Origin of the sequence: Janthinobacterium sp. SUN033, from assembly GCF_030397595.1 — a bacterium.
In the GTDB taxonomy this organism is placed as follows: Bacteria; Pseudomonadota; Gammaproteobacteria; order Burkholderiales; family Burkholderiaceae_D; genus Janthinobacterium; species Janthinobacterium kumbetense.
The window spans coordinates 123,303-147,230 of sequence record NZ_JAPQNV010000004.1 but is presented as its reverse complement, the minus strand read 5'-3'; the positions used below and the strand labels follow the sequence as shown (position 1 = coordinate 147,230).

General features: G+C 65.2%; 24 protein-coding genes. 20 read left to right on the top strand and 4 right to left on the bottom strand.

The features are described 5' to 3' along the window. Positions 1–41: 41 nt before the first annotated feature. A complete protein-coding gene (locus OX460_RS17735; RefSeq protein ID WP_289899469.1) occupies positions 42–2,390 on the top strand; it encodes a fimbria/pilus outer membrane usher protein in 2,349 nt (782 codons plus the stop codon). After that, the gene (locus tag OX460_RS17730) at positions 2,390–3,394 is read left to right on the top strand and encodes a spore coat U domain-containing protein (protein ID WP_289899468.1); all 1,005 of its coding nucleotides are present in this window, start codon (positions 2,390–2,392) and stop codon (positions 3,392–3,394) included. The genes OX460_RS17735 and OX460_RS17730 overlap by 1 nt, the downstream gene beginning before the upstream one ends. Here OX460_RS17730 and OX460_RS17725 read toward each other — a convergent pair. Beyond that, a complete protein-coding gene (locus tag OX460_RS17725) occupies positions 3,391–3,627 on the bottom strand; it encodes a hypothetical protein (RefSeq protein WP_289899467.1) in 237 nt (78 codons plus the stop codon). The genes OX460_RS17730 and OX460_RS17725 overlap by 4 nt on opposite strands. Positions 3,628–3,880: 253 nt before the next feature. Between OX460_RS17725 and OX460_RS17720 the strand changes: the two genes are divergently transcribed. The 3 genes from OX460_RS17720 to OX460_RS17710 all read left to right on the top strand — a co-directional run bounded on the left by OX460_RS17720 (position 3,881) and on the right by OX460_RS17710 (position 6,083). Continuing rightward, a complete protein-coding gene (locus tag OX460_RS17720) occupies positions 3,881–4,438 on the top strand; it encodes a helix-turn-helix domain-containing protein (protein WP_289899466.1) in 558 nt (185 codons plus the stop codon). A 154-nt stretch (positions 4,439–4,592) separates the two neighbouring features. Next, positions 4,593–5,030, top strand: a complete 438-nt coding sequence (locus OX460_RS17715) for a CHRD domain-containing protein (RefSeq protein WP_289899465.1) — start codon at positions 4,593–4,595, stop codon at positions 5,028–5,030. 99 nt (positions 5,031–5,129) lie between these two features. Next, positions 5,130–6,083, top strand: a complete 954-nt coding sequence (locus OX460_RS17710; protein WP_251349319.1) for an AEC family transporter — start codon at positions 5,130–5,132, stop codon at positions 6,081–6,083. 125 nt (positions 6,084–6,208) lie between these two features. Here OX460_RS17710 and OX460_RS17705 read toward each other — a convergent pair whose 3' ends face one another. Both OX460_RS17705 and OX460_RS17700 read right to left on the bottom strand, forming a co-directional pair. Then, complete coding sequence (locus OX460_RS17705) at positions 6,209–6,862, bottom strand: FMN-binding negative transcriptional regulator (protein ID WP_289899464.1); 654 nt, start codon at positions 6,860–6,862, stop codon at positions 6,209–6,211. Beyond that, a complete protein-coding gene (locus OX460_RS17700; protein ID WP_289899463.1) occupies positions 6,863–7,324 on the bottom strand; it encodes an OsmC family protein in 462 nt (153 codons plus the stop codon). Between the two features lie 108 nt (positions 7,325–7,432). On the opposite strand from OX460_RS17700, the gene OX460_RS17695 reads away from it, so the two are divergent. The 11 genes from OX460_RS17695 (at position 7,433) to OX460_RS17645 (ending at position 18,815) form a co-directional block, all read left to right on the top strand. Next, complete coding sequence (locus tag OX460_RS17695; protein WP_289899462.1) at positions 7,433–8,908, top strand: PLP-dependent aminotransferase family protein; 1,476 nt, start codon at positions 7,433–7,435, stop codon at positions 8,906–8,908. 38 nt (positions 8,909–8,946) lie between these two features. Continuing rightward, the gene (locus OX460_RS17690; RefSeq protein ID WP_289899461.1) at positions 8,947–9,510 is read left to right on the top strand and encodes a DNA-3-methyladenine glycosylase I; all 564 of its coding nucleotides are present in this window, start codon (positions 8,947–8,949) and stop codon (positions 9,508–9,510) included. Beyond that, entirely contained in the window at positions 9,510–11,141 is a 1,632-nt protein-coding gene (gene mnmC / locus OX460_RS17685; RefSeq protein ID WP_289899460.1) for an FAD-dependent 5-carboxymethylaminomethyl-2-thiouridine(34) oxidoreductase MnmC, read from the top strand. Before OX460_RS17690 ends, mnmC begins: the two co-directional genes overlap by 1 nt. A 213-nt stretch (positions 11,142–11,354) precedes the next feature. Then, positions 11,355–11,852, top strand: coding sequence for a rhodanese-like domain-containing protein (locus OX460_RS17680; protein ID WP_251349313.1), 498 nt, complete (start codon positions 11,355–11,357; stop codon positions 11,850–11,852). Between the two features lie 19 nt (positions 11,853–11,871). Next, a complete protein-coding gene (epsC, locus tag OX460_RS17675; protein WP_072457056.1) occupies positions 11,872–12,858 on the top strand; it encodes a serine O-acetyltransferase EpsC in 987 nt (328 codons plus the stop codon). A 7-nt stretch (positions 12,859–12,865) separates the two neighbouring features. Further along, entirely contained in the window at positions 12,866–13,090 is a 225-nt protein-coding gene (locus OX460_RS17670; protein WP_034784364.1) for a helix-turn-helix transcriptional regulator, read from the top strand. A gap of 118 nt (positions 13,091–13,208) precedes the next feature. After that, positions 13,209–14,138 carry a family 2A encapsulin nanocompartment shell protein gene (locus OX460_RS17665; RefSeq protein ID WP_034784363.1) on the top strand — a complete coding sequence of 310 codons (930 nt, stop codon included), beginning with the start codon at positions 13,209–13,211 and terminating at the stop codon, positions 14,136–14,138. Then, positions 14,113–15,915, top strand: coding sequence for a family 2A encapsulin nanocompartment cargo protein cysteine desulfurase (locus tag OX460_RS17660; protein ID WP_289899459.1), 1,803 nt, complete (start codon positions 14,113–14,115; stop codon positions 15,913–15,915). The genes OX460_RS17665 and OX460_RS17660 overlap by 26 nt, the downstream gene beginning before the upstream one ends. 158 nt (positions 15,916–16,073) lie before the next feature. Then, on the top strand, positions 16,074–16,793 hold the full coding sequence (locus OX460_RS17655) for a HAMP domain-containing sensor histidine kinase (RefSeq protein ID WP_289899458.1): 720 nt from the start codon (positions 16,074–16,076) through the stop codon (positions 16,791–16,793). A gap of 11 nt (positions 16,794–16,804) precedes the next feature. Next, positions 16,805–18,535 (top strand): tetratricopeptide repeat-containing response regulator, encoded by a 1,731-nt coding sequence (locus OX460_RS17650; RefSeq protein ID WP_289899457.1) that lies wholly within the window; start codon positions 16,805–16,807, stop codon positions 18,533–18,535. Then, positions 18,519–18,815: a hypothetical protein gene (locus OX460_RS17645; RefSeq protein ID WP_251349309.1), complete on the top strand. Its 297-nt coding sequence runs from the start codon at positions 18,519–18,521 to the stop codon at positions 18,813–18,815. Before OX460_RS17650 ends, OX460_RS17645 begins: the two co-directional genes overlap by 17 nt. 21 nt (positions 18,816–18,836) lie before the next feature. Here the strand turns inward: OX460_RS17645 and OX460_RS17640 are convergent, their stop codons facing one another. Continuing rightward, positions 18,837–19,547, bottom strand: coding sequence for a PhaM family polyhydroxyalkanoate granule multifunctional regulatory protein (locus OX460_RS17640; protein WP_289899456.1), 711 nt, complete (start codon positions 19,545–19,547; stop codon positions 18,837–18,839). Between the two features lie 149 nt (positions 19,548–19,696). Here OX460_RS17640 and OX460_RS17635 point away from each other — a divergent pair, with 149 nt between their 5' ends. The 4 genes from OX460_RS17635 (at position 19,697) to OX460_RS17620 (ending at position 23,923) form a co-directional block, all read left to right on the top strand. Further along, positions 19,697–20,815 (top strand): DUF3108 domain-containing protein, encoded by a 1,119-nt coding sequence (locus OX460_RS17635; RefSeq protein ID WP_289899455.1) that lies wholly within the window; start codon positions 19,697–19,699, stop codon positions 20,813–20,815. Continuing rightward, on the top strand, positions 20,816–21,580 hold the full coding sequence (locus tag OX460_RS17630; RefSeq protein ID WP_099665640.1) for a DUF3108 domain-containing protein: 765 nt from the start codon (positions 20,816–20,818) through the stop codon (positions 21,578–21,580). Between the two features lie 224 nt (positions 21,581–21,804). Next, entirely contained in the window at positions 21,805–23,175 is a 1,371-nt protein-coding gene (locus OX460_RS17625; protein ID WP_251349306.1) for a hypothetical protein, read from the top strand. Next, a complete protein-coding gene (locus tag OX460_RS17620) occupies positions 23,168–23,923 on the top strand; it encodes a hypothetical protein (RefSeq protein WP_289899454.1) in 756 nt (251 codons plus the stop codon). The genes OX460_RS17625 and OX460_RS17620 overlap by 8 nt, the downstream gene beginning before the upstream one ends. The last annotated feature ends 5 nt before the right edge of the window (positions 23,924–23,928 follow it).

Below are 23,928 nucleotides of genomic sequence, written 5' to 3'. Positions count from 1 at the left end.
GGGGCGGCCTGCTGCGCGCCCCGGGCGCAAGCGGCCACACCATGAAACGCGCACTGGCAGCGTGGCTGTTGCTGGTCATGGCGCCGCTGGCCAGGGCCGATGGCGCGGCGGGCCTGACGGGCGCCGATCCGGGTCCCGCCAGCTTGCCCAGCGATCCGGCGGCGCCGAATGAACTGTATCTGGAGGTCACTGTGAATGCTGAATCAACCGGGCTGATCTTGCGCTTTACCCAGGTGGGCAAAGGCTTGCGCAGCAGTGTGGCGAACTTGCAGCAGCTGGGGCTGGACCCCGCGCGCCTGGTCGCACCCGGTCAGACCGAGGTGGCGCTCGACGCGATTCCCGGACTCAGCTATGAATATGATGCGGCGCGCCAGAGCGTGTCGCTGCGGGTGGCGGACGACTTGCGCTCGCCTTACCGCATCAGCGCGCGCACGGCGGCGCAGACGCCGCCATCGACGGTCACGCCCGGTGCCGTCCTCAATTACGAAGCCTATGCGGAACTGGGCCGGACGCGGCGCGCCGCCATCTTCAACGACTTGCGCTACTTCAATGACAGCGGCGTCTTCAGCAATACCGGCACGGTGAACCTGGGGTCGGACCAGCGCAAGTACATGCGCTTTGACACCTTCTGGAGCCACGCCGACCCCGACACCTTGCAAACGTGGCAAGTTGGCGACCTGATTTCTTCGTCGCTGAGCTGGAGCCGCGCCGTGCGCGTCGGCGGCGTGCAGTGGCGCAAGAATTTCCAGCTGCGTCCCGACTTGCTGACCTTTCCCGTCGCTTCCGTCGATGGCACGGCGCTCGTGCCTTCGTCGCTGAGCCTGTATGTCAATGGCGTGCAGCAATATGCTGCCAGCGTGCCCAGCGGGCCATTCGTGCTGAACCAGGTGGCCGGCATCAATGGCGCAGGGCAAGCCACCATTATCACGCGCGATGCGCTGGGGCGCAGCGTGACGACCGTGCTGCCCCTGTATGTCGATACGCGCATGCTGGCCAGCGGCTTGAGCGATTACTCGGTCGAGGCGGGCGCCGTGCGGCGCGACTATGGCCGTCGCCTGTTCGGCTATGAACGGCAACTGGTTGCCAGCGCTTCCGGCCGCCACGGCGTCAGCGACAGCTTCACCCTCGAAGGCCATGCGGAACTGGCCGCCGGCCTGTATCAGGCGGGGGCGGGCGCGCTGGTGCGGCTGGGCCAGGCGGGCGTGCTGAGCGGTTCGCTGTCGGCCAGCGCCGGCCGCAGCCGCGGCGCGCAGCTGGGCGCCGGCTATCAATACCTGGGGCCGCGCTTCAGCGTCGATGCGCAAAGCGTGCGCGCCAGCGCCGGCTTTGGCGACCTGGCCTCGCGCGACGGCAGCCCCGTGGTGCGCGCGGCCGACCGCCTCACCGTCAGCTTGCCATTGCCTGCAGGAAGCAGTATCAGCAGCAGCTATATCAGCTACCGCACGCCTGGCGCGCCGCCATCGAAACTGGCCACCGTGGGCTATTCGGCCACCCTGTTCCACGGCCTGTTCTTCAACGCCAGCCTGTTCCAGGACTTGCGGCAACGCGAGAAGCGGGGCTTTTACTTTGGCTTGAGCATGGCCTTCGACAACAATCTGGCCCTCAGCGTGAACAGCAGCCGGCAAAACGGCGAGAGCGGCCGCAGCGTCAGCGCGCAGCGCGCGGCGGACTTTGGCGGCGGCTTCGGCTGGAGCGTGCAGGCTGGCACGGCGGGCAGCAATGCCTACCGGCAGGCGCAAGTGGAATACCTGGGCAACGACGGCCGCGTGAGCGCGCGCACGCAAAGCAGCAGCATGGGCAGTGCCTCTTCGCTGGGCGCGGCCGGCGCGCTGGTGCTGATGGATGGCCATGTCGAGGCGGCGCGCCAGGTGGGCAACGGTTTTGCGCTGGTCTCCACGGGCGGCGTGGGTAATATTCCTGTGCTGCATGAAAACCGCCAGATCGGCGTGACGGGCAGGGGCGGTTATCTGCTGGTGCCGAATTTGAATCCCTATGGCAATAACCAGGTCAGCATCGCCACGGATGAGCTTGATGTTGATGCGCGGGTGCCTGTGAGTAATATCAATGTCGTGCCGCAATACCTGGCGGGCGTGCTGGCGGCCTTTCCCATCGAGCGCTACAGCGCGGCCACCGTCATCGTCCAGGATGCGCAGGGCAAAGCGCTGGCCACGGGCTTGCCCGTGTTGCACGTGCAAAGCGGCAAGCAGACGGTGGTGGGATTCGACGGCATCGTTTTCGTCGACGACCTGCTCGAACAAAACGAGTTGCAAGTCGGCGAGGGCGACGGCGCATGCACGCTGCGTTTTGCCTATGTGCGTCCGGTCGCGGGCGGCTTGCCCGTGATCGGGCCGTTGCGCTGCGCCGCTGCCAGCGCCGGGGCAGGCCGCTGATGCGCCGCCTGCTGCTCTGGCTGACCGTGCTGCTGGGCTGTGCCTGGGGCGGGGCGGCGCAGGCCGATACCTGCTCGGTCAGCATGACGAATATCGATTTTGGCAACGTCAGCCCGATTTCCGGCAGCGATTATGTTGCGCAGGCAACGGGGACCTTCAGCTGCGTGTTTTCATCCCTGAATCTGGGGCAGTTGCTCACGCCCAATGCGCAAGTGTGCATCTCGCTGGGGCTGGGCACGAATTCCACCTCGGCCCTGCCGCGCAACCTGGGCAATGGCAGCAACCGCATGGAATACAACGTGTACGTGGACAGTTCGTATGCGACGGCGAAGATCTGGGGCGGCGCCGGCGTGGCGGGCGCGCCATCGACCTTCGGCCTGATCCTGTCGGCAGGCTTGCTGGCCCCGCCCGGCACGTATTCGACGACGTTTACCGTGTACGCGAAGATTCCTGCCGGCACCGCCCTGGCCGCCGTGCCCACGGTCGCCAACGCCAATACCGTCTATACGTCGAGCTTTGCCGGCGTGGGCACCTACACCTACACCACGTATGGCCTCGTCAACCTGCAGGGGTGCACGGCCAGCAGCGGCAGCTTCGGTTTCACGGTGAATGCCACGGCCGTCAACGATTGCACCATCACGGCCACGCCGATGGCGTTTGCTAACGCCTCCATCCTGACGGGTAACCTGCGCAGTACCAGCACCTTGTCGGTGCGCTGCGTCAATAACAATGCCTATCAGATTGCCCTGAACGGCGGCAGCGTGGCGGCCAATGTGGCCAACCGGCAAATGAAGAACACGGTGACGACGGACAAGGTCAGCTATTTGCTGTCCGCCACCCTCGATGGTGCGCCATGGGGCGATGGCACGGCAGGCACGAGCATGGTGACGGGGACGGGAACGGGCGCCAGCGTGCCGCTGACGATCTACGGCCGGGTGCCGGCGCAGGTGTCGCCGCGCCCTGGCGATTACAAGGATACGGTGACGGCAACGATTTATTTCTAGAACGTGACGGTGACGAGGCCGGCGCCCGATGACGTTGCCTGCTGGTGCAGAAAATAGGGCGTGTTGTGCTGGCAGCGCACCTGGGCGCTGCCGCGCTGCGAGACGACGGTGCACGCTTCGTGGATGACGAAGGAGGCCTGGAACGATGCGGAGGAGACAGTACCGGCGGTGGTGGTCTGGCAAACGGCGAGGGCGAACAGGGCGGGCAGTACGGCAAGCTTCAAAGGAGTCATCGAGCATCTATCGAGTAAAAAACGCCTGTTGGCAGTCGCGCGTGCTGGGCTGGCTGGCAACGTTTTTCGCACCGGGATCGGGGTGGTTGAACAAGACATTATTGTAATAGGGCAATAAAAAAGTGATTTTTTGCGTATTTTTATGCCGTTGTCATGGGCGGCAAGTGGCTTGCAAATGAATAGTAACTGAAGTGTTGATGCCGCAAAGGGCATTTTTTGATCGATGTGCTGGAATTTATGCGAGGAGATGGTCATGAAACATACCAACTTTAATAATTTGCCTTGCCCGATAGCTCGCAGCCTCGGCAAGGTGGGCGAATGGTGGAGCATCCTCATCCTGCGCGAAGCGTTTTATGGCAAGACGCGTTTCGACGAATTTGAAAAAAGCCTCAAGATCGCGCCCACCATCCTGACGCGCCGTCTGGCCGACCTGGTGGAAGGAGGCTTGATGACGCGCCGCCTGTACTGTGCCAAGCCGCCCCGCTACGACTATGTGCTGACCAAATCCGGGCGCGCCTTCAAGCCCGTGCTGCTGGCCTTTATTGCCTGGGGTAATGAGAACTTCGCACCGGAAGGCGCCAGCCTCGTCATTGCCAGCCGCGACACGGGCCTGGCCGCCGACCCGGTGCTGGTCGACGCCACGACGGGCTTGCCCATCAATGATGAGTACTACGCGTTCGCGCCGGGGCCGGCCGCCAGCGACAGCATGCGCAGCATCATCCTCGATGCTGAAAAAAGCAGCGGCATCGCACCCAAGCCGAAGGCGCCGGCCGTCAACCGCGGCTGGGTGGCGGAAGGTCATCTGGCCTGAAGATGCGCTGCAGGCGAGCAGCAAGTTTGGCGTACAGCAAAGCGGACAAGGCGGCATGGCGTTACTGTTGCACCATGCATCAAGTGCGGCGTTGGCCCGGCAGTGCAGGGCAGGGCGCCATCCGTGAGCCGATGTCCGTTGAAGGAGTACCGCGATGACCACATTGCCGCAACACGTACGCCGCGCCGCCAGCGTGCTGGCGCTGGCCGCCCTGCTGGGCGCCTGTTCCCACGGTCCGCATCATCCGGGCGGCCATGACGTCACCCTGACGGGCGCGCAGGAAGTGCCGGCCAATACCAGCACGGCCAGCGGCAGCAGCAATATCCGCGTCGCGCACGACCGCAGCGTCAGCGGCGGCGTGCGCTACACGGGCATGGTGGCCACCGTCGCGCACATCCATGAAGCGCCCGCCGGCGCGAACGGCCCCGTCATCGTGCCGCTGGTGAAAACCGCCGAAGGCATGTTTGCCGTGCCGGCCGGCACCATGCTCACGCCGCCCCAGTATGCGAGCTACCAGGCCGGCAACCTGTACGTGAACGTGCACAGCGCCGCCTATCCGGCCGGCGAGATCCGCGCCCAGCTCAAACCCTAGCCGGCCGCCTGCGTTTTTCCGAAAACCTCCTTGGGCCGCGCGAGCGGCCTTTTTTTGCGCCAGGCGGCCGGCCAGTGCAGCGCGCTACAATGGCGCTCCATGCTGACCATCCTCGCCATCACCTTTCCCTTCTTCGCCCTGGTGTTGTGCGGCTACCTGGCCGTGCGGCGCAAGCTGCTGCCGCTGGCCGCCATCGGCGGCTTGAACAGTTTTGTCCTGTACTTCGCGCTGCCCTGCATGCTGTACCGCTTTGGCGCCGCCACGCCCATCGCGCAGCTGCTCGATGCCAGCGTGTTCGGCGTCTACCTGCTGTGCGCCCTGATCATGGTGGGCGTCACCACGGCCACGACCCTGAGCCACCGCATCGACTGGAACAACGCCGCCTTCGGTGCGCTGGTGGCGGCTTTCCCGAATACGGGTTTCATGGGCGTGCCCCTGCTATTGACCTTGCTCGGTCCCCGCTCCTCGGGCCCCGTCATCGTCACCATCGTCGTCGACATGCTCATTACCAGCTCGCTGTGCATCGCCCTGTCGCGCATCGGCAGCGGCGGCGCGCATGGCAGCCGCGCGGCCGTCATGAATGCCTTGAAGGGCATGGTGGGCAATCCGATGCCGTGGGCCATCGTGCTGGGCGCCCTGACGTCGTGGCTGGAACTGGCCTTGCCCAAGCCTTTGATGCAGACGGTGGGCCTGCTGGCCGACGCCGCCTCGCCCGTCGCCCTGTTTACCATCGGCGCCGTGCTGGCCCGTTCGCAAATGAGCACGGCCGACCCGGCGCCGATGAAAGAGTACGTGCCCGTGGCGCTGAAAAAACTGCTGCTGCATCCGCTGCTGGTGTGGGGCATCGGCCACGCGGCCATCGCGCTGGGCGCGCCGCTCGATCCGTTTGCGCTGACCTGCATGGTGCTGGTGGCTTGCCTGCCCAGCGCCAGCAACGTCTCGCTGCTGTCGGAACGTTTCGGCGCGAATACTGCGCGCATCGCCCGCATCATCCTCGTGTCGACGGCGCTGTCGTTTTTGACGTTTTCGGCGGCTGTCAGCTGGCTGGCGTGAGGGTGGACTCGTTGTCCCGGGCCGCGCCGCGCGCCTTGCGCATCATCGTGAGCACTGCGCGGCGCGCATCGCCCGCATCATTCTGGTGTCGACGGCGCTGTCGTTTTTGACGTTTTCGGCGGCTGTCAGCTGGCTGACTTGACGTTGGCGGCGATCAGCGCGCCCAGGGCCTGCGCCGCGCCGGCTTGCGTGTCCAGCGCCAGGCCATGCGCCATGCTGGCCTGGTCCTGCATGCTGCGGTTCTGCCCCAGCTTCCATTTGCCCGTGATGCGGGTGAGGGGAATCTCGATGCCGACGATGGCTTTCAAGAGTTTCTCGATGTAGCCGGCCGGCGCATCGCCCACCTTCCAAGGCGCGGCTTGATCTGCCTCATGGCGCGCCGTCAGGCGCTCCAGCAATCCCAGCAGCCACGCTGCGTCGTCGATGGCGCGCAGGGGGCCGTGCGCGTGCACCACCGCGTAATTGAAAGTGGGGACCTCCTTGCCGCTGCGCTGCTTTTCCGCATACCAGGCGGGCGTGATGTAGGCATGCGGCCCCTGGAAGATCACCATGCAATCATCGCTCCCGCCGGCCGCGCGCCACAGCGGATTGGCGCGCGCCACGTGGGCGCGCAGGATGCCGAATGGCGCATCAAGCGTGGGCGCGGCGATCTCGAACGGCAGGTGGTCGGCGCACAGGCCATCGGCGCCATGGCGCACCAGCGCGCCCAGCGGATGCGCCTGGACCAGGCCATGCAGCACATCGAGGCGCTCTTCGCGGAAGGTGGCGGGCGTGTACATCTAGTGCGCTCCTTCCACGACCACGTCGGCCGTCAGCGAATTGGCGATGTAGCAGCGTTCGTGCGCGTCGTGGTGCAGCGCGGCCAGCGCCTCGGGCGAGGGCGGCGTTCCCGCGAAGACGATGCGCGGACGCAGCACGATGCGCGTCATGGCCAGGCGCCCGGCGGCATTCTTGCCCAGCTCGCCGACGGCGTCGTCGCGGTAGTCGTCGATGACGTAGCCGCGCTGCGCTGCCAGCGACAGGAAGAACAGCATGTGGCAGCTCGACGTGGCGGCCACCAGCGCTTCTTCCGGATCGACGTTGGCCGCCACCGACATGGGCAGCGGCACGGACAGGGGCGACGACGAAGCGGGTACCGTCAGGCCGCCGTCGAACTGCCATTCATGGCCGCGGCTGTAGCGCTGGCCGGCGAAATCGTGGCCGTCACGCTGCCAGGCCACGGTGGCGAAAAACTGATGCATGGGTGCTCCGCAAGAGTAGAAGGGGGATGCACCATCTTAGCGCCAGTCTTGGCTATTTAAAACAGCCAATAAGTGCTATCTTGAAGCTACCAATTCAAGAATGCCACCATGCCAGTTTCCCACCTGCACCAGATCATCGCCGCCTTGCCGCTGCAGCGCGGCGCCAGCGAACCGCTGTTTCGCCAGCTGTATGCGGCCATCAAGGCCGCCATCCTCGATGGCCGCATGAGTCCCGGCATGCAGCTGCCGCCCACGCGCGACTTTTGCCGCCTGCTGGCCGTGTCGCGCCAGACGGTGCTCAATGCGTATGCGCAGCTGGCGGCCGAAGGCTATCTCGATGGCGCCGTGGGGCGCGGCACGTTTGTCAGCCGCGACGTTCCGCTGCCTGTCCCTGCCGCGGCGCCGGGCTTGCTGCGGCCCCTGTCGGCGCGCGGGCAGGGCGTGGTGGCGGCCATGCGCCAGGTGGCGTTCCACCGGGGGCCGCTGCGCGCCTTTCGCGTTGGCATGCCGCGCATCGACCATTTCCCGTTCGACGTGTGGAACCGCCTGGAAGCGCGGCGCTGGCGCCGGCCCGACCACCATTTCGGCTACAGCGACCCGGCCGGCTACCTGCCGCTGCGCGAACTGCTGTGCGTGTACCTGAAGGCGTCCCGCGGCGTCCAGTGCACGCCGCAGCAGATCGTCATCACCTCCGGTTCGCAGCAGGCGCTGTTTTTGCTGTCGACCATCCTGCTGGCGCCCGGCGACGCGGCCTGGATGGAGTCGCCCGGCTACCGGGGCGCCAGCGGCCCGCTGCGCGCGGCCGGCGCGCGCGTCTTTCCCGTGCCCGTCGATGCGCAGGGGCTGGACGTGGCGTATGGCGTGGCGCATTGCCCGCTGGCGAAGCTGGCGTACGTGACGCCATCGCACCAGATGCCGCTGGGCGTGAGCATGAGCTTGCCCCGCCGCCTGGCCTTGCTGGCCTGGGCCGCGCAAAACAAAGCCTGGCTGGTGGAAGACGATTACGACAGCGAATACCGCTACACGGGCGCGCCGCTGGCCTCGCTGCAAAGCCTGGACCGGGCCGGTTGCGTGGTGTACGTGGGGACCTTGTCGAAAGTGCTGTTCCCCGGCCTGCGCCTGGGCTACATGGTGGCGCCGCCCGCGCTGGCCGAAGCGCTGGTGCAGGCCAAGGCCGTGATGGACCGCCACACGGCCATCGTGCCGCAGATGGCGCTGGCCGACTTCATCGCCGAGGGCCACTTTGGCCGGCATATCCGCCGCACGCGCGACAGCAATGCCGAGCGGCGCGACCTGCTGGTGCGTGGCCTGGCGCGCGAACTCGACGATCAGCTCGTCTGCGGCCCGGCCGACAGCGGCCTGGAACTGTGCGCGTATTTCCGCGGCAGCCATGACGAGGAAGCGGTGTCGCGCGCGGGCCTGGCGCGGGGCATCGAATTGCGTCCGCTGGGCCACTATGCCGATCCTGACGCCGGCGCCGCCTGCGCCACGCCGCCCGGGCTGCTGCTGGGCTTTGCGGCGATTCCCCCGGCCGAGATGGCGCACGGCTTGCAGGAACTGGGGCGCCTCCTGCGCGGCCGATAAACTATACTGGTACTTGCCTGCACATGAAGAACACGACCATGAATATTACCCGCTGCGCCTGGGCCAATCCGGCCAATCCCCGTTATCTCGATTACCACGATACGGAGTGGGGCGTGCCCTGCCACGACGAGCGCCGGCTGTTCGAGATGCTGAACCTGGAAGGCGCGCAGGCGGGCCTGAGCTGGGAAACCATCCTCAACAAGCGCGACACCTACCGTGCCGCTTTTGACGACTGGGATGCGGAAAAGATCGCCGCGTATGGCCCGGACAAGGTGGCGCAGCTGCTGCTCGATCCGGGCATCGTGCGCAACCGCCTGAAGGTGGCGGCGGCCATCACGAATGCGCAAGCCTATTTGCGCCTGCGCGCGGAAGGGCAGACCCTGGACAGCTTCCTGTGGGCGTATGTCGATGGCCAGCCCATCGTCAACAGCTGGCAGACCGGCGAGCGTCCCGCCAGGACGGCCTTGTCCGACAAACTGTCGAAAGATTTGCTCAAGCGGGGCTTCAAGTTCGTCGGCTCGACCATCATCTACGCCTACATGCAGGGCATCGGCATGGTCGACGACCATGCGCCCGCCTGCTTTTGCCGCGCGGGGCATTGATGCGCCGCGCGCTGGTCCTGCTCGACACGGATTTTGACGGCGCCCGCTTGCGTGCCGCCTGCGCGGCGCATGGCGGCCGCCGCCTGCATTACATCGCGCTGGCGCCGCGTCCCGTCGACGCCAACCACTTGCCCGAGCAGTGGCGCGCGCAGTGGCCGCCCTGCGTGCCGGGCCTGCACCGCATGGTGTCGCACGATGGCCTCGTCACGCTCGATGTGCTGATCGGCGAACCCGATGCCTGCCTGGCGCAATTGTCGGCGCGTGTCGACGAAGTGCACCTGGCCTGGGTGCCGGCAGCCACGCCCGTGCTGGCGCGCCTGATGGTCGATGGCGCCCGCCTGCAGGCCGTGCACCTGGACGAGGCGCAGCGCATGGCGCTGCAAAAGAACGGTTTTGTCTTCGACGAGAGCCGCTTGCGCGCCATGTTTTATGCGCGGCGCGCAGAGCACGTGGCTGCCGTGGCGCCCGAGCGGCGCGCCATCGTCATCGGCGCGGGCGTGGCCGGTGCGGCCGCCTGCGAACGCCTGGCCGCGCGCGGCTGGAAGGTGACCTTGATAGAACGCCACGCGCAGCCGGCCAGCGAGGCGTCTGGCAACCTGGCCGGCATCTTCATGCCGCAGCTGTCGAAGGACGACAATATCGCCACGCGCCTGGTGCGCGCCGCCTACCTGTACTCGCTGCGCTACTGGCAAGACCTGGGCGGCATCGGCAGCGCCTTTGATGGCGCGCAATGCGGCGTGCTGCAACTGGCGCGCGATGACGCGCATGCGCAGGTGCAGCGGCAGATCGCCGCCAGCGGCCTGTATCCGCGCGAATTCGCCCGCTGGCTGGAAGCGCCCGAGGCGGCGGCCATGCTGGGTGCGCCGGCGCCCGATGGCGCATGGTGGTTCGAACAGGGCGGCTGGGCGCGCCCGTCCTCCGTCTGCGCCGCCATGCTGGACGCCTGCGGCGCCCTGCTCACGCGGCGCTTTTCCAGCAGCGCCCTGCGCCTGGAACGCGGCGATCAGGAATGGCTGGTGCGCGATGCGCAAGGCACCCTGATCGCGGCCGCGCCCACGGTCATCCTGGCGGCGGGCACGGGGGCCGTGGATGTCGAGCAGGCGGCCGGCCTGCCGCTGGACGCCGTGCGCGGGCAGGTCACGCACCTGGCCGAAGGCAGCTTGCCTTCGTTGCCGTTCGTCGTCTGCCGCGAAGCCTACATGACGCCGGCGCACCAGGGTGTCGTCTGCGTGGGCGCCAGCTACGATGCGGACGCGGACACCACGTTGCGCCCATCGAGCCAGGAAGAAAATATCGCGAAGATCGCCGACATCCTTGGCGTAGCCCCGTTCGAGGCGCCGCTGGCCGGGCGCACGGGCTTTCGCTGCGTGGCGCCGGACCGTTTGCCGCTGGCGGGCGCCTTGCCCGACCCCGGCGTGCCAGGCCGCTGCGAGCGCCTGCGCGACGTGCCCCGCTGGCCCGGCCTGTTTGGCTTGCTCGGCTATGCCTCGCGCGGCCTGATCTGGGCGCCGCTGGCGGCCGAGCTGCTGGCTTGCCAGCTGGAGGGCGAACCGCTGCCGCTGGAGCGCCAACTGGCGGAGGCGCTCGATCCTGCCCGCTTCCTGCTGCGCGAGCGCCGCCGGAACGCCTGAAAAAGCCCATGGCGTTGTTGTCCTGCCTCGCCGTACGTTCGTACTGTCTTCGGCACTCCGCCTGGCCCTGGGCATTTCCAGACGCTCCCCCTTCGATTTCTCCATATACGTTTTTCAGCTTTCCAAACTCTTTTTAATTTGTTTTCCGAACAACATAAGTTCGCTACAGTGGACTCGTGCTGGTTTTTGACGACGGAATAAAGAGGTGGAAAGATGGCTGCTGCAGAACTGATTTTCGATCCCCGCGCCGCGCACGGCGAGGCGGCGTTTGACGAAGTGCTCAATCTCGCGCGTACCCAGGCGCAGGCGCAAGGCTTGCCGTATGCGGGCATCGTCAGTGCGCAGGATGCATGGCAGCTGGTGCAGGCCGGCAAAGCCGTGCTGGTCGACGTGCGCACGAATGAAGAACGCACCTTCGTCGGCTACGTGCCCGCCTCGCTGCACGTGGCGTGGGCGACCGGCACGTCCATGAACCGCAATCCCCGCTTTACGCGCGAACTGGAAGCGAAAGTGGGCGGCAAGGACGCCGTCGTGGTGCTGCTGTGCCGCAGCGGCAAGCGTTCGGCCGCAGCTGCCGAAGCGGCGGCCAAGGCGGGCTTCACGCACGTCTTCAATATCGCGCAAGGCTTCGAGGGCGACCTCGACGAGCAGCAGCAGCGCGGCCACAGCGGTGGCTGGCGCTGGCATGCGCTGCCCTGGCTGCAAGATTAAATCTCCCTTCAGGATCACCATGAACCAGCGAGCCATTCCCCCTGTCTCCCTTGCCGCGCAGCCGCAATGGGAATTGCGCCAGATCGTCGATGAATTGCGCGCCGTGCGCGAGCAGTGGCGCGAAGGATTGGCCAGCAATCAGGAGTGCGGCGCGCGCGAATTCCCGTCGCGCCAGCATTTGCACGACATCATCAAAGCCCTGTGCGCGGCCCTGTTCCCCATGCGCCTGGGTCCCCTCGACCTGCAGCAGGAGAGCGAGGATTTCTTTGTCGGCCACACGCTCGACACGACCCTGACGGGCTTGCACGAACAGGTGCGGCGCGAACTCAGTTACCACGCGCGCCAGCACGGCTTGCAGCAGACGGTGTCCATCGAACAGCAGGCGCTGGCCATCGTGCAGCGCTTCGCCCGCGCGCTGCCGCGCATCCGTGCCCAGCTCGACACGGACGTGGCGGCAGCCTTCCATGGCGACCCGGCCGCCCACAGCGTCGACGAAGTGCTGCTGTGCTATCCCGGCATCCTGGCCATCATCCATTACCGCCTGGCGCACACCTTGTATGCACTGGGCGCGCCGCTGGTGGCGCGCATCATCGCCGAAGTGGCCCATTCGCAGACGGGCATCGACATCCACCCGGGCGCCATCATCGGCAGCAGTTTTTTCATCGACCATGGCACGGGCGTGGTGATCGGCGAGACGGCCATCATCGGCGAACGGGTACGTATCTACCAGGCCGTCACCCTGGGCGCCAAGCGCTTTCCCGCCGGCGCCGACGGCGTGCTGAAAAAGGGACTGGCGCGCCACCCCATCGTGCAGGACGACGTGGTCATCTACGCGGGCGCGACGATCCTGGGACGGGTGACCATCGGCCAGGGCTCCGTCATCGGCGGCAATGTCTGGCTGACCCGCAGCGTGGCGCCCGGCAGCCATGTCACGCAAGCGCATAACCAGCAGGAGGCGCCGGAGTTGCCGGCGCCATCCCACCCCGCTTTTGCCCATCACCCATGAGGACAGCATGTTGATCAAACAGTTTGGACTGGCCGTGCGCCAGTTGCGCGAAGGGCATGGCTGGTCGCAGGAGCGCCTGGCCGAAGCGGCCGACTTGAACCGCTCCTTCATCGGCGAGATCGAACGGGGCGCCGCCACGCCGTCGCTGCTGACGGTGGAAAAGCTGGCCGGCGCGCTGGGCATCGGCCTGGCGGGCTTGATGGCGCGCTGCGAGCCGGAATTGGTGGATTAAAGCGGGTGGATTAAAACGCCCCGTTGATGGCGATAGCATGTTGAGAGATCAGGGGAGACGCTTGATACTTTATTTGTTTTTCAGATAAGCATATTCACTTTTCTCATCAGGAGTAGTCATGGCAGAAGCAACAGAGAACCAGTTCGCGCTGGGCGATAACGCCGCGCGCCAGCTGGCCAATGCAAGCAAGAGCGTCCCCCAGCTGTCCACGATCACGCCGCGCTGGCTCGTGCACCTGCTGCAATGGCTGCCCGTGGAAGCGGGTATCTACCGCCTGAACCGCGTGAAAAATCCGAAGGACGTGCGCGTGGCCTGCTCGCAGCGCGACGAGTCGGAACTGCCGCAAACCTTCGTCGACTACGACGACCAGCCGCGCGAATACTTCCTCAATGCCGTCAGCACGGTGCTCGACGTGCACACGCGCGTGTCGGACCTGTACAGCAGTCCGCACGACCAGATCAAGGAGCAGCTGCGCCTGACCATCGAAACGATCAAGGAGCGCCAGGAAAGCGAATTGATCAACAATCCCGACTACGGCCTGCTGGCCAGCGTGCACGACGACCAGCGCATCTTTACGCTGACGGGCGCGCCCACGCCGGACGACCTCGATGAACTGCTGACGAAAGTGTGGAAGGAACCGGGCTTCTTCCTCGCGCATCCGCTGGCGATTGCCGCCTTTGGCCGCGAATGCACGCGCCGCGGCGTGCCGCCGCCGACCGTCAGCCTGTTCGGTTCCCAGTTCCTCACGTGGCGCGGCGTGCCGCTGGTGCCGTCCGACAAGCTGCCCATCGAAGACGGCAAGACGAAGATCATCCTGCTGCGCGCGGGCGAACAGCGCCAGGGCGTGATCGGCCTGTTCCAGCCTGGCCTGGCGGGCGAGCAAAGCCCGGGCCTGTCCGTGCGCTTCATGGGCATCAACCGCCACGCGATTTCGTCCTACCTGATTTCGCTGTATTGCTCGCTGGCCGTGCTGACCGACGATGCGCTGGCCGTACTGGAAGACGTGGAGATCGGTAAATACCATGACTACCCAGACACCTACAAGTGATGGCGCGGCGGGTTTGCCTGCCGTCCCGTTTTTACCCGACGAAGCGACCTTGAACCGTCTGGCGGGCGAGTTTTTTGCTCGCCTGCCGGGCTTGGACAAGTCGCCCAGCCTCGGCGGTTCCGGCAGCGTGCTCGATGCGGCGCCCCGCTATGCGAACCGTCCGCCGCCGCAACCCGGTCCTGCGTTCGCCGCCATCGTTCCCGGCGTGGCGACGGCGCAGGTGCCGCCCGTGACGGCGCCCCTGGAAGCGCCCATTGCGCCGGCCCCCGCGTCGGTGCCGACGCCGCGCTTGTCGGCGATCAATGCGCCGGCTGCGCCGTCGCCGTATTATTTTATCGGTGGCGCGCATGGTTATCCCGCGTCGGGCAATGGCCTCGATGGCTTGGCGCGGCAGGGGCAAGGGCAGGCGGTGCCCGACGATGTGCGGGGTCTGTTTGCCACGCCGCAGCAGGCGCCCGCGCGCCAGCTGCCCGTCTCGCCAGCCAGTGGCCAGCCCGCGTTCTATTTCCAGACCGAGCTGCCCTCGGCGACGACGCCTGGCCAGCACCAGACGCCGGCGCCGTTCGACGTGCATGCCGTGCGGCGCGATTTTCCCGTGCTGGCCGAACGCGTCAACGGCAAGCCGCTGGCCTGGTTCGACAATGCGGCCACCACGCACAAGCCGCAGTCGGTGATCGACCGCGTGTCGTATTTCTATGCGCACGAGAACTCGAACATCCACCGCGCCGCGCACGCATTGGCGGCGCGCGCCAGCGATGCCTATGAAGCGGCACGCGCCAAGGTGGCCAGTTTTCTGGGCGCCGCTTCGGCCAATGAAATCATCTTCGTGCGTGGCGCCACGGAAGGCATCAACCTGGTCGCCAATACCTTTGGCCGCAAGTACATCGGCAGCGGCGACGAGATCATCGTCTCGCAGCTCGAGCACCACGCCAATATCGTGCCGTGGCAGCAGCTGGCGGCGGAAAAGGGCGCGACATTGCGCGTGATTCCCGTCGACGACAGCGGACAGATCATCCTTGATGAATTCCGCAAGCTGCTCAACGGGCGCACCAAGCTGGTGTCCGTGACGCAGGTGTCGAATGCGCTGGGGACGGTCACGCCCGTGGCGCAGATCATCGCGCTCGCGCATGCGGCCGGCGTGCGCGTGCTGGTCGACGGCGCGCAGGCCGTGTCGCACCTGCGCGTGGACGTGCAGGCGCTGGGCGCCGATTTCTATGTGTTTTCGGGGCATAAAGTGTTCGGTCCGACGGGCATCGGCGCCGTGTATGGCAAGGCGGATTTGCTCGAGCAATTGCCGCCGTGGCAGGGCGGCGGCAACATGATCGCCGACGTCACGTTCGAGCGCACCGTCTATCAGGGCGTGCCGAACCGTTTCGAAGCGGGCACGGGTAATATCGCCGATGCCGTGGGCCTGGGCGCGGCCATCGACTACGTGCAGCGCATCGGCCTGGAAAACATCGCCGCCTACGAGCACGCGCTGCTGGAATACGCGACGCACCACTTGCAAGCGATTCCCGGCGTGCGCCTGATCGGCACGGCGCTGGACAAGGCCAGCGTGGCCTCGTTCGTGCTGGCCGGTTACGAGCCGGCGGAAGTGGGGCGCGCCCTCAATGACGAGGGTATCGCCGTGCGCTCGGGCCACCACTGCGCCCAGCCGATTCTGCGCCGCTTCGGCGTGGAAGCGACCGTGCGCCCCTCGTTCGCCTTCTACAACACGTATGAGGAAATCGACCGCATGATCGTCGTGGTCAGACGCCTGGCGGGCGCGCGCCGCTGATCTTGCCGCCTTGTCAAGTCGATGCCGCCCCTGCGCCAGCGGGGGCGGCATTGTTGCGTCATGTCACGGACTTTGCGCCTGGCTGGCAGGCGCCCGCAGGCTGGCGGTATAATTTATCCTTGGCAATATTCAAGCCGCGGCCCCCAAGGAGATATCCGGTGGAAGATCAACACAGCTCGCCCGAGCTTTTCCTGTTCCTGGCGTCGACCGTGCACGACATGAAAAACTCGATCAGCGTTGTCAGCGGCACCTTGGAGTCGCTGCTGGCGGCCGAGCAGGCCAAGCCCGCGCCCCGGGCCGACCCCGCCTACCTGCAGATGGCGCAGATGCTGTACCAGACCAAGCGCCTCAACGATAACCTGATCCAGCTGCTGGCCCTGTACAAGGAAGTGGGCAAGCCCGGCTACCCCTTCGACGTGCAGCCGCAACTGGTCAGCCAGGTCATCGACCAGGTGGTGGACCAGGAAAAGATCCTGCTGGCCTCGAAAGGCATCCAGCTGGAGACGGCCTGTCCGCCCGAGCTGATCTGGACCCTCGATGAAGACCTGGTCATCGGCGTGCTCGCGCATGCCATCAACAACGCCATCCGCTACACGAAAGACACGATCCGCCTGTCCGTGCGGGAGCACGACGACATGCTGGAGCTGCGCGTGGAAGACAATGGCGACGGCTATACCCAGGCCTTGCTCGACGCGGGCAGCGCGGCCATGGATGGCATGGCGGCCGGCGTGAATTTTTCCACCAACAGCACGGGACTGGGCCTGTATTTTTCCAGCGAAGTGGCAAAGATGCACAAGCACCGGGGCAGCAGCGGCAGCATCGCCCTGGAAAATGGCGGCGCGCTGGGCGGCGGCTGTTTCATCCTGCGCCTGCCCTGAACGAGGAATCCATGACGACAGACAGCCACGCCACCGCCGCCGAAGCGGGCAGCACCGACTGGGCCGACAAACATTATCTGCTGGTCGACGACTTCATCGGCATCCGCATCCTGCTGCGCGAATCGCTGCGCAACCTGGGCGCGCGCCATATCGACCAGGCGGCCAGCGGCGGCGAAGCCATGAAGCTGCTGGCCAAGACGCGCTACGACGTGGTGCTGTGCGACTACAACCTGGGCGAAGGCAAGAATGGCCAGCAAGTGCTGGAAGAGACGCGCGTGCGCAACCTGACGGCGCCATCGAGCGTGTGGCTGATGGTATCGGCCGAAAAAAGCGTGGAATCGGTGATGGGCGCGGCCGAGCACCAGCCCGACGCCTACCTGATCAAGCCGATCACGGAAGGCGTGCTGCTGACGCGGCTGAACCGCGTGTGGCACAAGAAGCAGGTGTTCCGTGAAATCGACCAGGCTTGCATGGAAAAGGATTATCTGCGCGCGGCCAAGCTGTGCGACGCGCAGATCGAGGTCAACAAGCTGCACGAGCTGGAATTGCTGCGCATGAAGGCCAGTTTGCTGCTGAAAAGCGGCGAGCCGGAAAAAGCCCGCGTCGTGTACGAAAAAGTGCTGGCCGAGCGCGATTACAGCTGGGCCAAGGCGGGCCTGGGCAAGATACGCATGAATAACGGCGAACACGAGGCGGCGCGGCAGATTTTCCAGGGCGTGATCGTCGAAAACAAGTATTACATCGACGCCTACGACCAGATGGCCGTCGCCTACCAGCTGATGGGCCAGCACGAGGAAGCGTGCGGCGTGTTGGAAAAGGCGGCGCGCCTGTCGCCCAATTCCGTGCCGCGCCAGCGCAACCTGGGACTGGCGGCCCTGAAAGTGGGCAATGTCAGCATGGCGGAAAAGGCTTTCCGCAAGTGTATTTCCATCGGCGAGTTTTCCGTCATGAAGACGCCGGACGCCTACCTGGGACTGGCGCGCGTGTGCGGCCTGAAGAAGGATGCGAAAGAGGCGCTGCAGTGGCTGTTGCTGGCGCAGCGCGAATTCTCGCCCGAACAGATCGGCTTGCGCGCGAAGATCACGGAAGGCATGGTGCACCACGAAACGGGCGATTACCGGCGCGCGCGCAAGTGCGGCGACGAGCTCGAAGCCATGCTGCTGGAAGACCCGGCGCGGCCCGAGAAGGCCATCTGCATGGAGCTGGCGACCCTGCTGTTCGCCGTCGGCGTGAAGGATGCGCCGGCCGGCCTGCTGTGCTACGTGGTGAAGAACAACCACGACAACCAGGTGGTGCAGGACGAAGTGCAAAAGATATTCGACAAGGCGAAGATGGGCGACGAAGGCACGAGCCTGATCATCGCCTCGCGCAAGGAAGCGTCGGACTTGATGAACAAGGGCGTGCTGCTGTGGAAGACGGACAAGCTCAACGAAGCGGTCGCCTGGATGCGCGCGGCGCGCGAAAAACTGCCGAACAACTTGCGCATCCTGTTCAATTCCGCGCAAATCATCGTTTCCTTCCTGCAGCAGCGCGGGTTTCAGGCAGATTTGGCGGCCGAAGCCATGGAAGTGTTGTTGTATGTAGACAAAATTGCACCAGGGCAGCAGCGCTTCGCGCAATTGATGGAGCAACTGGTGCAGCTGACGCCGCCGCCCGGGCCGGAAGACGCCGTCGCGGCGCCGGAAAATGCGCCGCCGGCAGCGGAAAAAGGGGGAAAAGCCGTGCGTGAGCGTGCCGGATGATAAACTAGGGGCCAGCGTGGGTTCGCCCGTGCTTGAGTTGCTTTACAACAATAAGGAAGAAACTATGCGTGATGTGGTCAATGAAGTATACAAAAAAATGAAGGTCGGCGCCGTTGCCTGGGTACGCCCGGTCGCCGCCAAGGGAGACACGCTGGAAACATTCCAGTCTTCGTACGAGCACGCCAAGGCGCTGGCCGACGAAGGCCTGATCACGATCGGTGACGTAAAACGCCAGGCCGACAACATGATCGAGGCGATCCGCATTCATCGTATCGCCTGATCATATTGCCGGCTTGAAACATCAGGCCTTGCCTGGTGCTTTGGCCTTGGGCGCTGCGCGTTTCGCGGGCGCCTTGCGCAGCGGGGCCTTGGCCTTGGCTGCCGTGCCTGCTTCGGCAGGTTTGGCCGGCTTGCTGGCCGCTGGCTTGGCTTTGCTGACGCCGCCAAAGCTGGCCGCTGCCGCGCTGGCGGCGTCGGACGACATTGCTGTCGAGACGGCTTGCGTGAACTGATCTTGTAACAAATTCCACCAGGCACTTGGATTGGCCAGCTGGGCTCCGGCCTGGCTGCCGGCATCGGCGGGCGCCGCCGCAGCGGGTGGCGGTGCGGGCGCAGGCGCCGGTTTCGGTTCAGGCGCCGCAGGTGTGGCTTGCTGGAAAAACGCGGAAGCGTAGGGCACCGATTCAAACACGGATTTTTCGCTGGCGCCGGGCTGGGTGATGGCTGCCGCCAGGGACGCGCCCATCGATTTCAAGGTGGCGATGGTGCCGCGCTGCACTTCCAGCGCCTGGATACTGCCGCGCAGCATGCTGGTGTTGAGGTTCAGCCATGCTTCGACGGCCTTCAAGTCATTGATTTTCTTGTCCAGCTCTTCCACCGACATGGTGGGCGCCGTGATGCCAGGCATGCCCATGCCGGGCACGCTCATGCTGCCCCACAGGTTTTTGACGAAGTCGAGCGTATCGGTCACAACTGCTGCGCCCGGCATTTGGGGCATTTGCGGGTTTGCCATGCGAAATCTCCTGGTAGGTGGATAGCCTTAGCGTAGCAGATATCGGCTTGCAACTGACGCAATGCCGCCAACATTTTCTTACATAAAACATTAAGAGTTGAGCACGGGCAAGAAGCGGGAAGCGGGGCGGAAGCGTTACACTACGGCCTATGATGCCTGACTCCTTCTTTTCGCCACCGCGCCGCCGCACCGTCATCTTTGTCGCGGTCATCGGCGTACTGCATTACGTGGCGTTGGAGTGGCTCACCTCGCGCGCCAGCATGGTGCCGCTGGGACAGAATCATGCGCAGATGGTCAGCATGGCCTTGATCGCCGAGCCGCCCAAGCCCCTGCCGGTGGTGCCGCTGCCGCCGCCCGAACTGCGGCCCGTGCCCAAGCCCAGGCCGCCGCCACCACCGCCGCCGACGGAGCTGGCGTCGAGCGAAACGCCGCAGTTGACGGCGCCCGTCAGCGACGTGCCGGAAGGCCCGGCCACGAGCGAGCCGGCCGCCGTGGCGGCCCCGGCCATCACGGCGCCGGCGCCCGCCGTGGCCACCGCGCCCGCGCCGGCCAGCGAACCGCCGCCACCGCCCGTCGAGCAGGCACGCCACTACAAGACGAACGCGCCCGCTTCGGCCCAGTTCGACCTGCACGTGGACCGGCGCGATGCGGACGGCACCAAGTGGCAGGGCGTGGCCGCGATGGCGTGGGAAAACCGGGGCGACACGTATCAGCTGAAACTGGAAGTGGGCTTGAGCATGCTGATCACGCGCATCAACCTGCTGGTGCTGACGAGCGAGGGCCGGATCGATGGCAGCGGCATCGTGCCCGTCACGGCCACGGAGAAACGCAAGGGCCGCGCGCAAACGGCCACGCATTTCAACCGCGACGCCAAGGCCATCACGTTTTCGGCAACGACGGCCACGGCGCCATGGCAGGAAGGGGCGCAGGACAAGGCCACCGTGCCGTTCCAGCTGGCCGCCATCGGCCGTGCCGACGTCAACCAGCTGGTGGGCAATATCGACATTCTCGTCGGCGAGGAAAAGGAAGCGACCGTGTTCCGCTTCCACCTGGTGGGCGAGGAAGAACTGGACACGAAAATGGGCCGCCTGGTGACGTGGCACCTGCGCCGGCCGCCGAAGCCCGGCACGTATTCGTCGCAGCTCGATGTCTGGCTGGCGCCGTCCATGCAATGGTATCCGGTACAAATACGCAATACCGAAGCGAACGGGGCGCTGACCACGCAAACCGTGACCAAGATCTCCGTAAATGAATCAACAGGAAAATAAATGACTACTTTGACTACCTTGAAACGCGTCCTGGCTGCCAGCCTGCTGGCGGCCACCCTGACGCCCGCCATGGCGGCGGACGAACCCGTGGACCATCCCGTCATCAAGCGCCCGTACAAGCTGGCGCCGTCGGCCGACCTCGTCTATTCGATCAAGGCGAAACAGCGCGGCATTGCGCTGTCCGGCGAATCGGTCAGCAACTGGCGCGCCGGCGACGGCAAGTATTCGCTGCTGGCCGAAACCAAGGCCGCCCTGTTCGGCAAGATCCTGGAACAGCGCAGCGAAGGCACGGTCGACGATTACGGCCTGGCGCCGGCGCAGTTCGTGGAAAAACGTTTCCGCAAGGAAGCGGCCACGACCACCTTCAAGCGCGACAGCAAGAGCATCGTCTTCAGCGAAGGCGATGAAACGTATCCGCTGAAAGGTGGCGAGCAGGATCGCAACAGTACCGTCTGGCAACTGGTCAGCGTGGCGCGCGCCACCCCGGAAAAATTCACGCCCGGCTCGGAATGGAGCTTCTTCGTTGCCGGCCGCCACGACGCCGAACCGTGGACCTTCAAGGTCGTCAAGCAGGAAACGGTCGCCACGGGCCAGGGTTTGGTGGAAGCCGTGCACCTGGTCAAGGCGCCGCCGCCGGACAAGAAGGGCCAGCAAGTGGACCTGTGGCTGGCACCGTCGCTGGAATGGTATCCCGTGAAGGTGACGTTCGCCGATGAAGACGGCGATTACGTCGAGCAAACCTTGCAAAAGATCGTCAGGAAGTAAGTGTTCACTAATGGATTGGGACCAGGCATGCCGTGTTTGGCCCCCCATTTCATCCTCCTGGCCTGGCACGGCGCACCTGCCGTGTTGCGCCATGTCCGCACTGCCCCCTCCCATGCGCTAAATTGCATGTCAGAACTGATATACTGACGCCCCCGCCCCGCAGCGCCGCGTTAGCCCGCAGCGCCGCCCGCTGAACACTCATCCGGAAAAGAATGATTGATATAATGGCAAGTGCAGCCGTGGCTACGGATGCAAATCAGACAGAGCAGGAGCATCACGATTCCTTGCAGGCGCATTTCCAGCCCAATATTTCGGCCGATGAAATTGAGCAAGTTTTTCACTTGAAGCGGGCGCAGCCCTTGCTGCAAGTGTTTACGGCCCTGTTCCACGGCGGTTTCGATGGCGTGTTGGTGCGTCTGCTGGTGTTGCGCGAGCTCGCGTCCGATGCGGCCACGTCCGCCTATACGCGTGCCGATATCAATACGAAACTCGCATATCTGTTGCCGGAAAGCCTGGAAACGGTCTTGCTGCGCCTGCGCTCGAACCAGTTGCTGGCCTGGGATGCGCAGCAGGGCGTGTACCGCGTGACCCCGATGGCGCGCAATGTGCTGTCCGCCATCGACAGCTTGCTGGGCCTGGGGCAGACGGAAGATGAAGCGGAAATGGGTTTCCTGCTGTCGCAGGTGGCGGGCGCGCAAGCCGTCGGTGGCGTGTCGGTCGAGCAATTGCAGCATTTGCTGGGCCGCCTGGTGGACTTGACGGAAGAATTCTCCGACGCGATCGCCTCCGGTTCCGAATTCCGCCTGCGCACGGCGCAAGCGAAATGGAACATGGCTTGCGACTGGGTCGAGAAGGGGTCCGAGATCCTCGTGGCGATCACGTCCGATGAAAACGCGGACAGCGCCACGCACAAGGCAGCGCAGGCGATCGGCCGCGCGCAAAGCAAATTGCTGAACATGCAAGGCATGTTTTCGCGCGCCCTGAACCAGATCGAGCGCCAGCGGGTGCACCTGGGCCAGTCGGGCCTGTCGACCACGGACATCAAGCGCTGGCTCTTGCTGCATGACGACCTGGCCAGCCTGGCCGAAGGCGCCATCGACCAGCCTGTCGTGCCCCTGTTCTCCACGCCGGCCGAAATGATCGACGTGGCCGAAACGGAACTGCTGTCCGAACGGGCGGCGGGTGTCATCAACACGGGCCTGCCCAGCGGAGAGGACGCGCCCACCACCATCAGCGACGGTCCCGCCATGCAACTCGAACTCGATGACTTGCTCGAACGCCTGTCGAACTTCGCCAGCCTGGGCAATTTCCCCAGCATCGGCGAAGAAGGGCCGAAATCGGTGCCCGTGCAGGATTCCCTGTTGCCGGCCAGCTTTGCCGTGGCTTCGTACCGCGCCTCCATGCTGCCGCTGCTGGGTGACGTCTCCGAAGCGAGCTTGCAGGGATCCACGGCCGAACTGGCCCGTTTGCCGATCACTTTTACTCCGACCGACGAGATGGTCCAACTGACCGACCCCCACGTGGCGGCCATGTCGATCGCCTCGCTTTCACTGAATGTTTCACTTGATTTAGATGGCGCCACCTTTGATGAATGACGATTCCCAAATCCTGATTGCGCGCCTGCTCACGCATCAAACCCTGCGCCGCGACGACAAGCTCGTCAAGCGCGTGCTGTCCGACGAGCTGTTCCGCGCCGAGATCGATGCGCGCCTGCTGGCCTGCGGCTTGAAATTGCTCGACAACGTGTACGCCGACCATGTCACCCTGGCACTGACGCGCACCATCGAACCGAAGATTTTCGGCGCGCGCGACGTGTGGCAAAACAATAACTTCGGCCTGGCGCGCGATGGCGTGGCCTTGCTGGTGGTGCTGTGGGCGCAGATCATCCTGCCCAAGCGTGAACGCCAGGAAACGCACCAGCACGCGGACGATGACCAGAACGACATGTTTGGCACGGAAAAACCGCTGCCGCGCGCGGAAGACGCGTCGATCGGCATTTCCTACAAGGCGCTGCTGTCGGACTTCGGCGACAAGCTGGGCAAGAAGACGCGCATGGACATGAACCTGGGCACCCTGGCCAAGCTGGGCTTCATCGAGCGGCGCGGCGACTTCATCCTGGAAGGCCCGCTGCTGGACCTGATGATGGATACGGACGTGCTGAAAGAGCGCATCATCAATGGCGCCCTGGCCGACGTGTTCAAGCGCGCGCCGTCGCGCCTGGTGGCCGTCAGCGGCGATCCGCTGCTCGACGCCGATCTGGCAGACGAGCTGTCCGCCGACATCGGCGACTTGCCCGACGCCGACGATGCCGGCGACGCATCGTCGTCCGACCTCCCTCACTGAAAGCG

Coding starts and splice junctions, on each gene's coding strand:
- OX460_RS17705 (WP_289899464.1), bottom strand. CDS start 6,862: ATGTACACGCCCGCCACCTTCCGCGAAGAGCGCCTCGATGTGCTGCAT.
- OX460_RS17670 (WP_034784364.1), top strand. CDS start 12,866: ATGTTGATCAAACAGTTTGGACTGGCCGTGCGCCAGTTGCGCGAAGGG.
- OX460_RS17635 (WP_289899455.1), top strand. CDS start 19,697: ATGATGCCTGACTCCTTCTTTTCGCCACCGCGCCGCCGCACCGTCATC.
- OX460_RS17650 (WP_289899457.1), top strand. CDS start 16,805: ATGACGACAGACAGCCACGCCACCGCCGCCGAAGCGGGCAGCACCGAC.
- OX460_RS17680 (WP_251349313.1), top strand. CDS start 11,355: ATGGCTGCTGCAGAACTGATTTTCGATCCCCGCGCCGCGCACGGCGAG.
- OX460_RS17725 (WP_289899467.1), bottom strand. CDS start 3,627: ATGACTCCTTTGAAGCTTGCCGTACTGCCCGCCCTGTTCGCCCTCGCC.
- OX460_RS17625 (WP_251349306.1), top strand. CDS start 21,805: ATGGCAAGTGCAGCCGTGGCTACGGATGCAAATCAGACAGAGCAGGAG.
- mnmC (WP_289899460.1), top strand. CDS start 9,510: ATGCGCCGCGCGCTGGTCCTGCTCGACACGGATTTTGACGGCGCCCGC.
- OX460_RS17620 (WP_289899454.1), top strand. CDS start 23,168: ATGAATGACGATTCCCAAATCCTGATTGCGCGCCTGCTCACGCATCAA.
- OX460_RS17665 (WP_034784363.1), top strand. CDS start 13,209: ATGGCAGAAGCAACAGAGAACCAGTTCGCGCTGGGCGATAACGCCGCG.
- OX460_RS17640 (WP_289899456.1), bottom strand. CDS start 19,547: ATGGCAAACCCGCAAATGCCCCAAATGCCGGGCGCAGCAGTTGTGACC.
- OX460_RS17630 (WP_099665640.1), top strand. CDS start 20,816: ATGACTACTTTGACTACCTTGAAACGCGTCCTGGCTGCCAGCCTGCTG.
- OX460_RS17710 (WP_251349319.1), top strand. CDS start 5,130: ATGCTGACCATCCTCGCCATCACCTTTCCCTTCTTCGCCCTGGTGTTG.
- OX460_RS17730 (WP_289899468.1), top strand. CDS start 2,390: ATGCGCCGCCTGCTGCTCTGGCTGACCGTGCTGCTGGGCTGTGCCTGG.
- OX460_RS17700 (WP_289899463.1), bottom strand. CDS start 7,324: ATGCATCAGTTTTTCGCCACCGTGGCCTGGCAGCGTGACGGCCACGAT.
- OX460_RS17690 (WP_289899461.1), top strand. CDS start 8,947: ATGAATATTACCCGCTGCGCCTGGGCCAATCCGGCCAATCCCCGTTAT.
- OX460_RS17735 (WP_289899469.1), top strand. CDS start 42: ATGAAACGCGCACTGGCAGCGTGGCTGTTGCTGGTCATGGCGCCGCTG.
- OX460_RS17720 (WP_289899466.1), top strand. CDS start 3,881: ATGAAACATACCAACTTTAATAATTTGCCTTGCCCGATAGCTCGCAGC.
- OX460_RS17660 (WP_289899459.1), top strand. CDS start 14,113: ATGACTACCCAGACACCTACAAGTGATGGCGCGGCGGGTTTGCCTGCC.
- epsC (WP_072457056.1), top strand. CDS start 11,872: ATGAACCAGCGAGCCATTCCCCCTGTCTCCCTTGCCGCGCAGCCGCAA.
- OX460_RS17715 (WP_289899465.1), top strand. CDS start 4,593: ATGACCACATTGCCGCAACACGTACGCCGCGCCGCCAGCGTGCTGGCG.
- OX460_RS17695 (WP_289899462.1), top strand. CDS start 7,433: ATGCCAGTTTCCCACCTGCACCAGATCATCGCCGCCTTGCCGCTGCAG.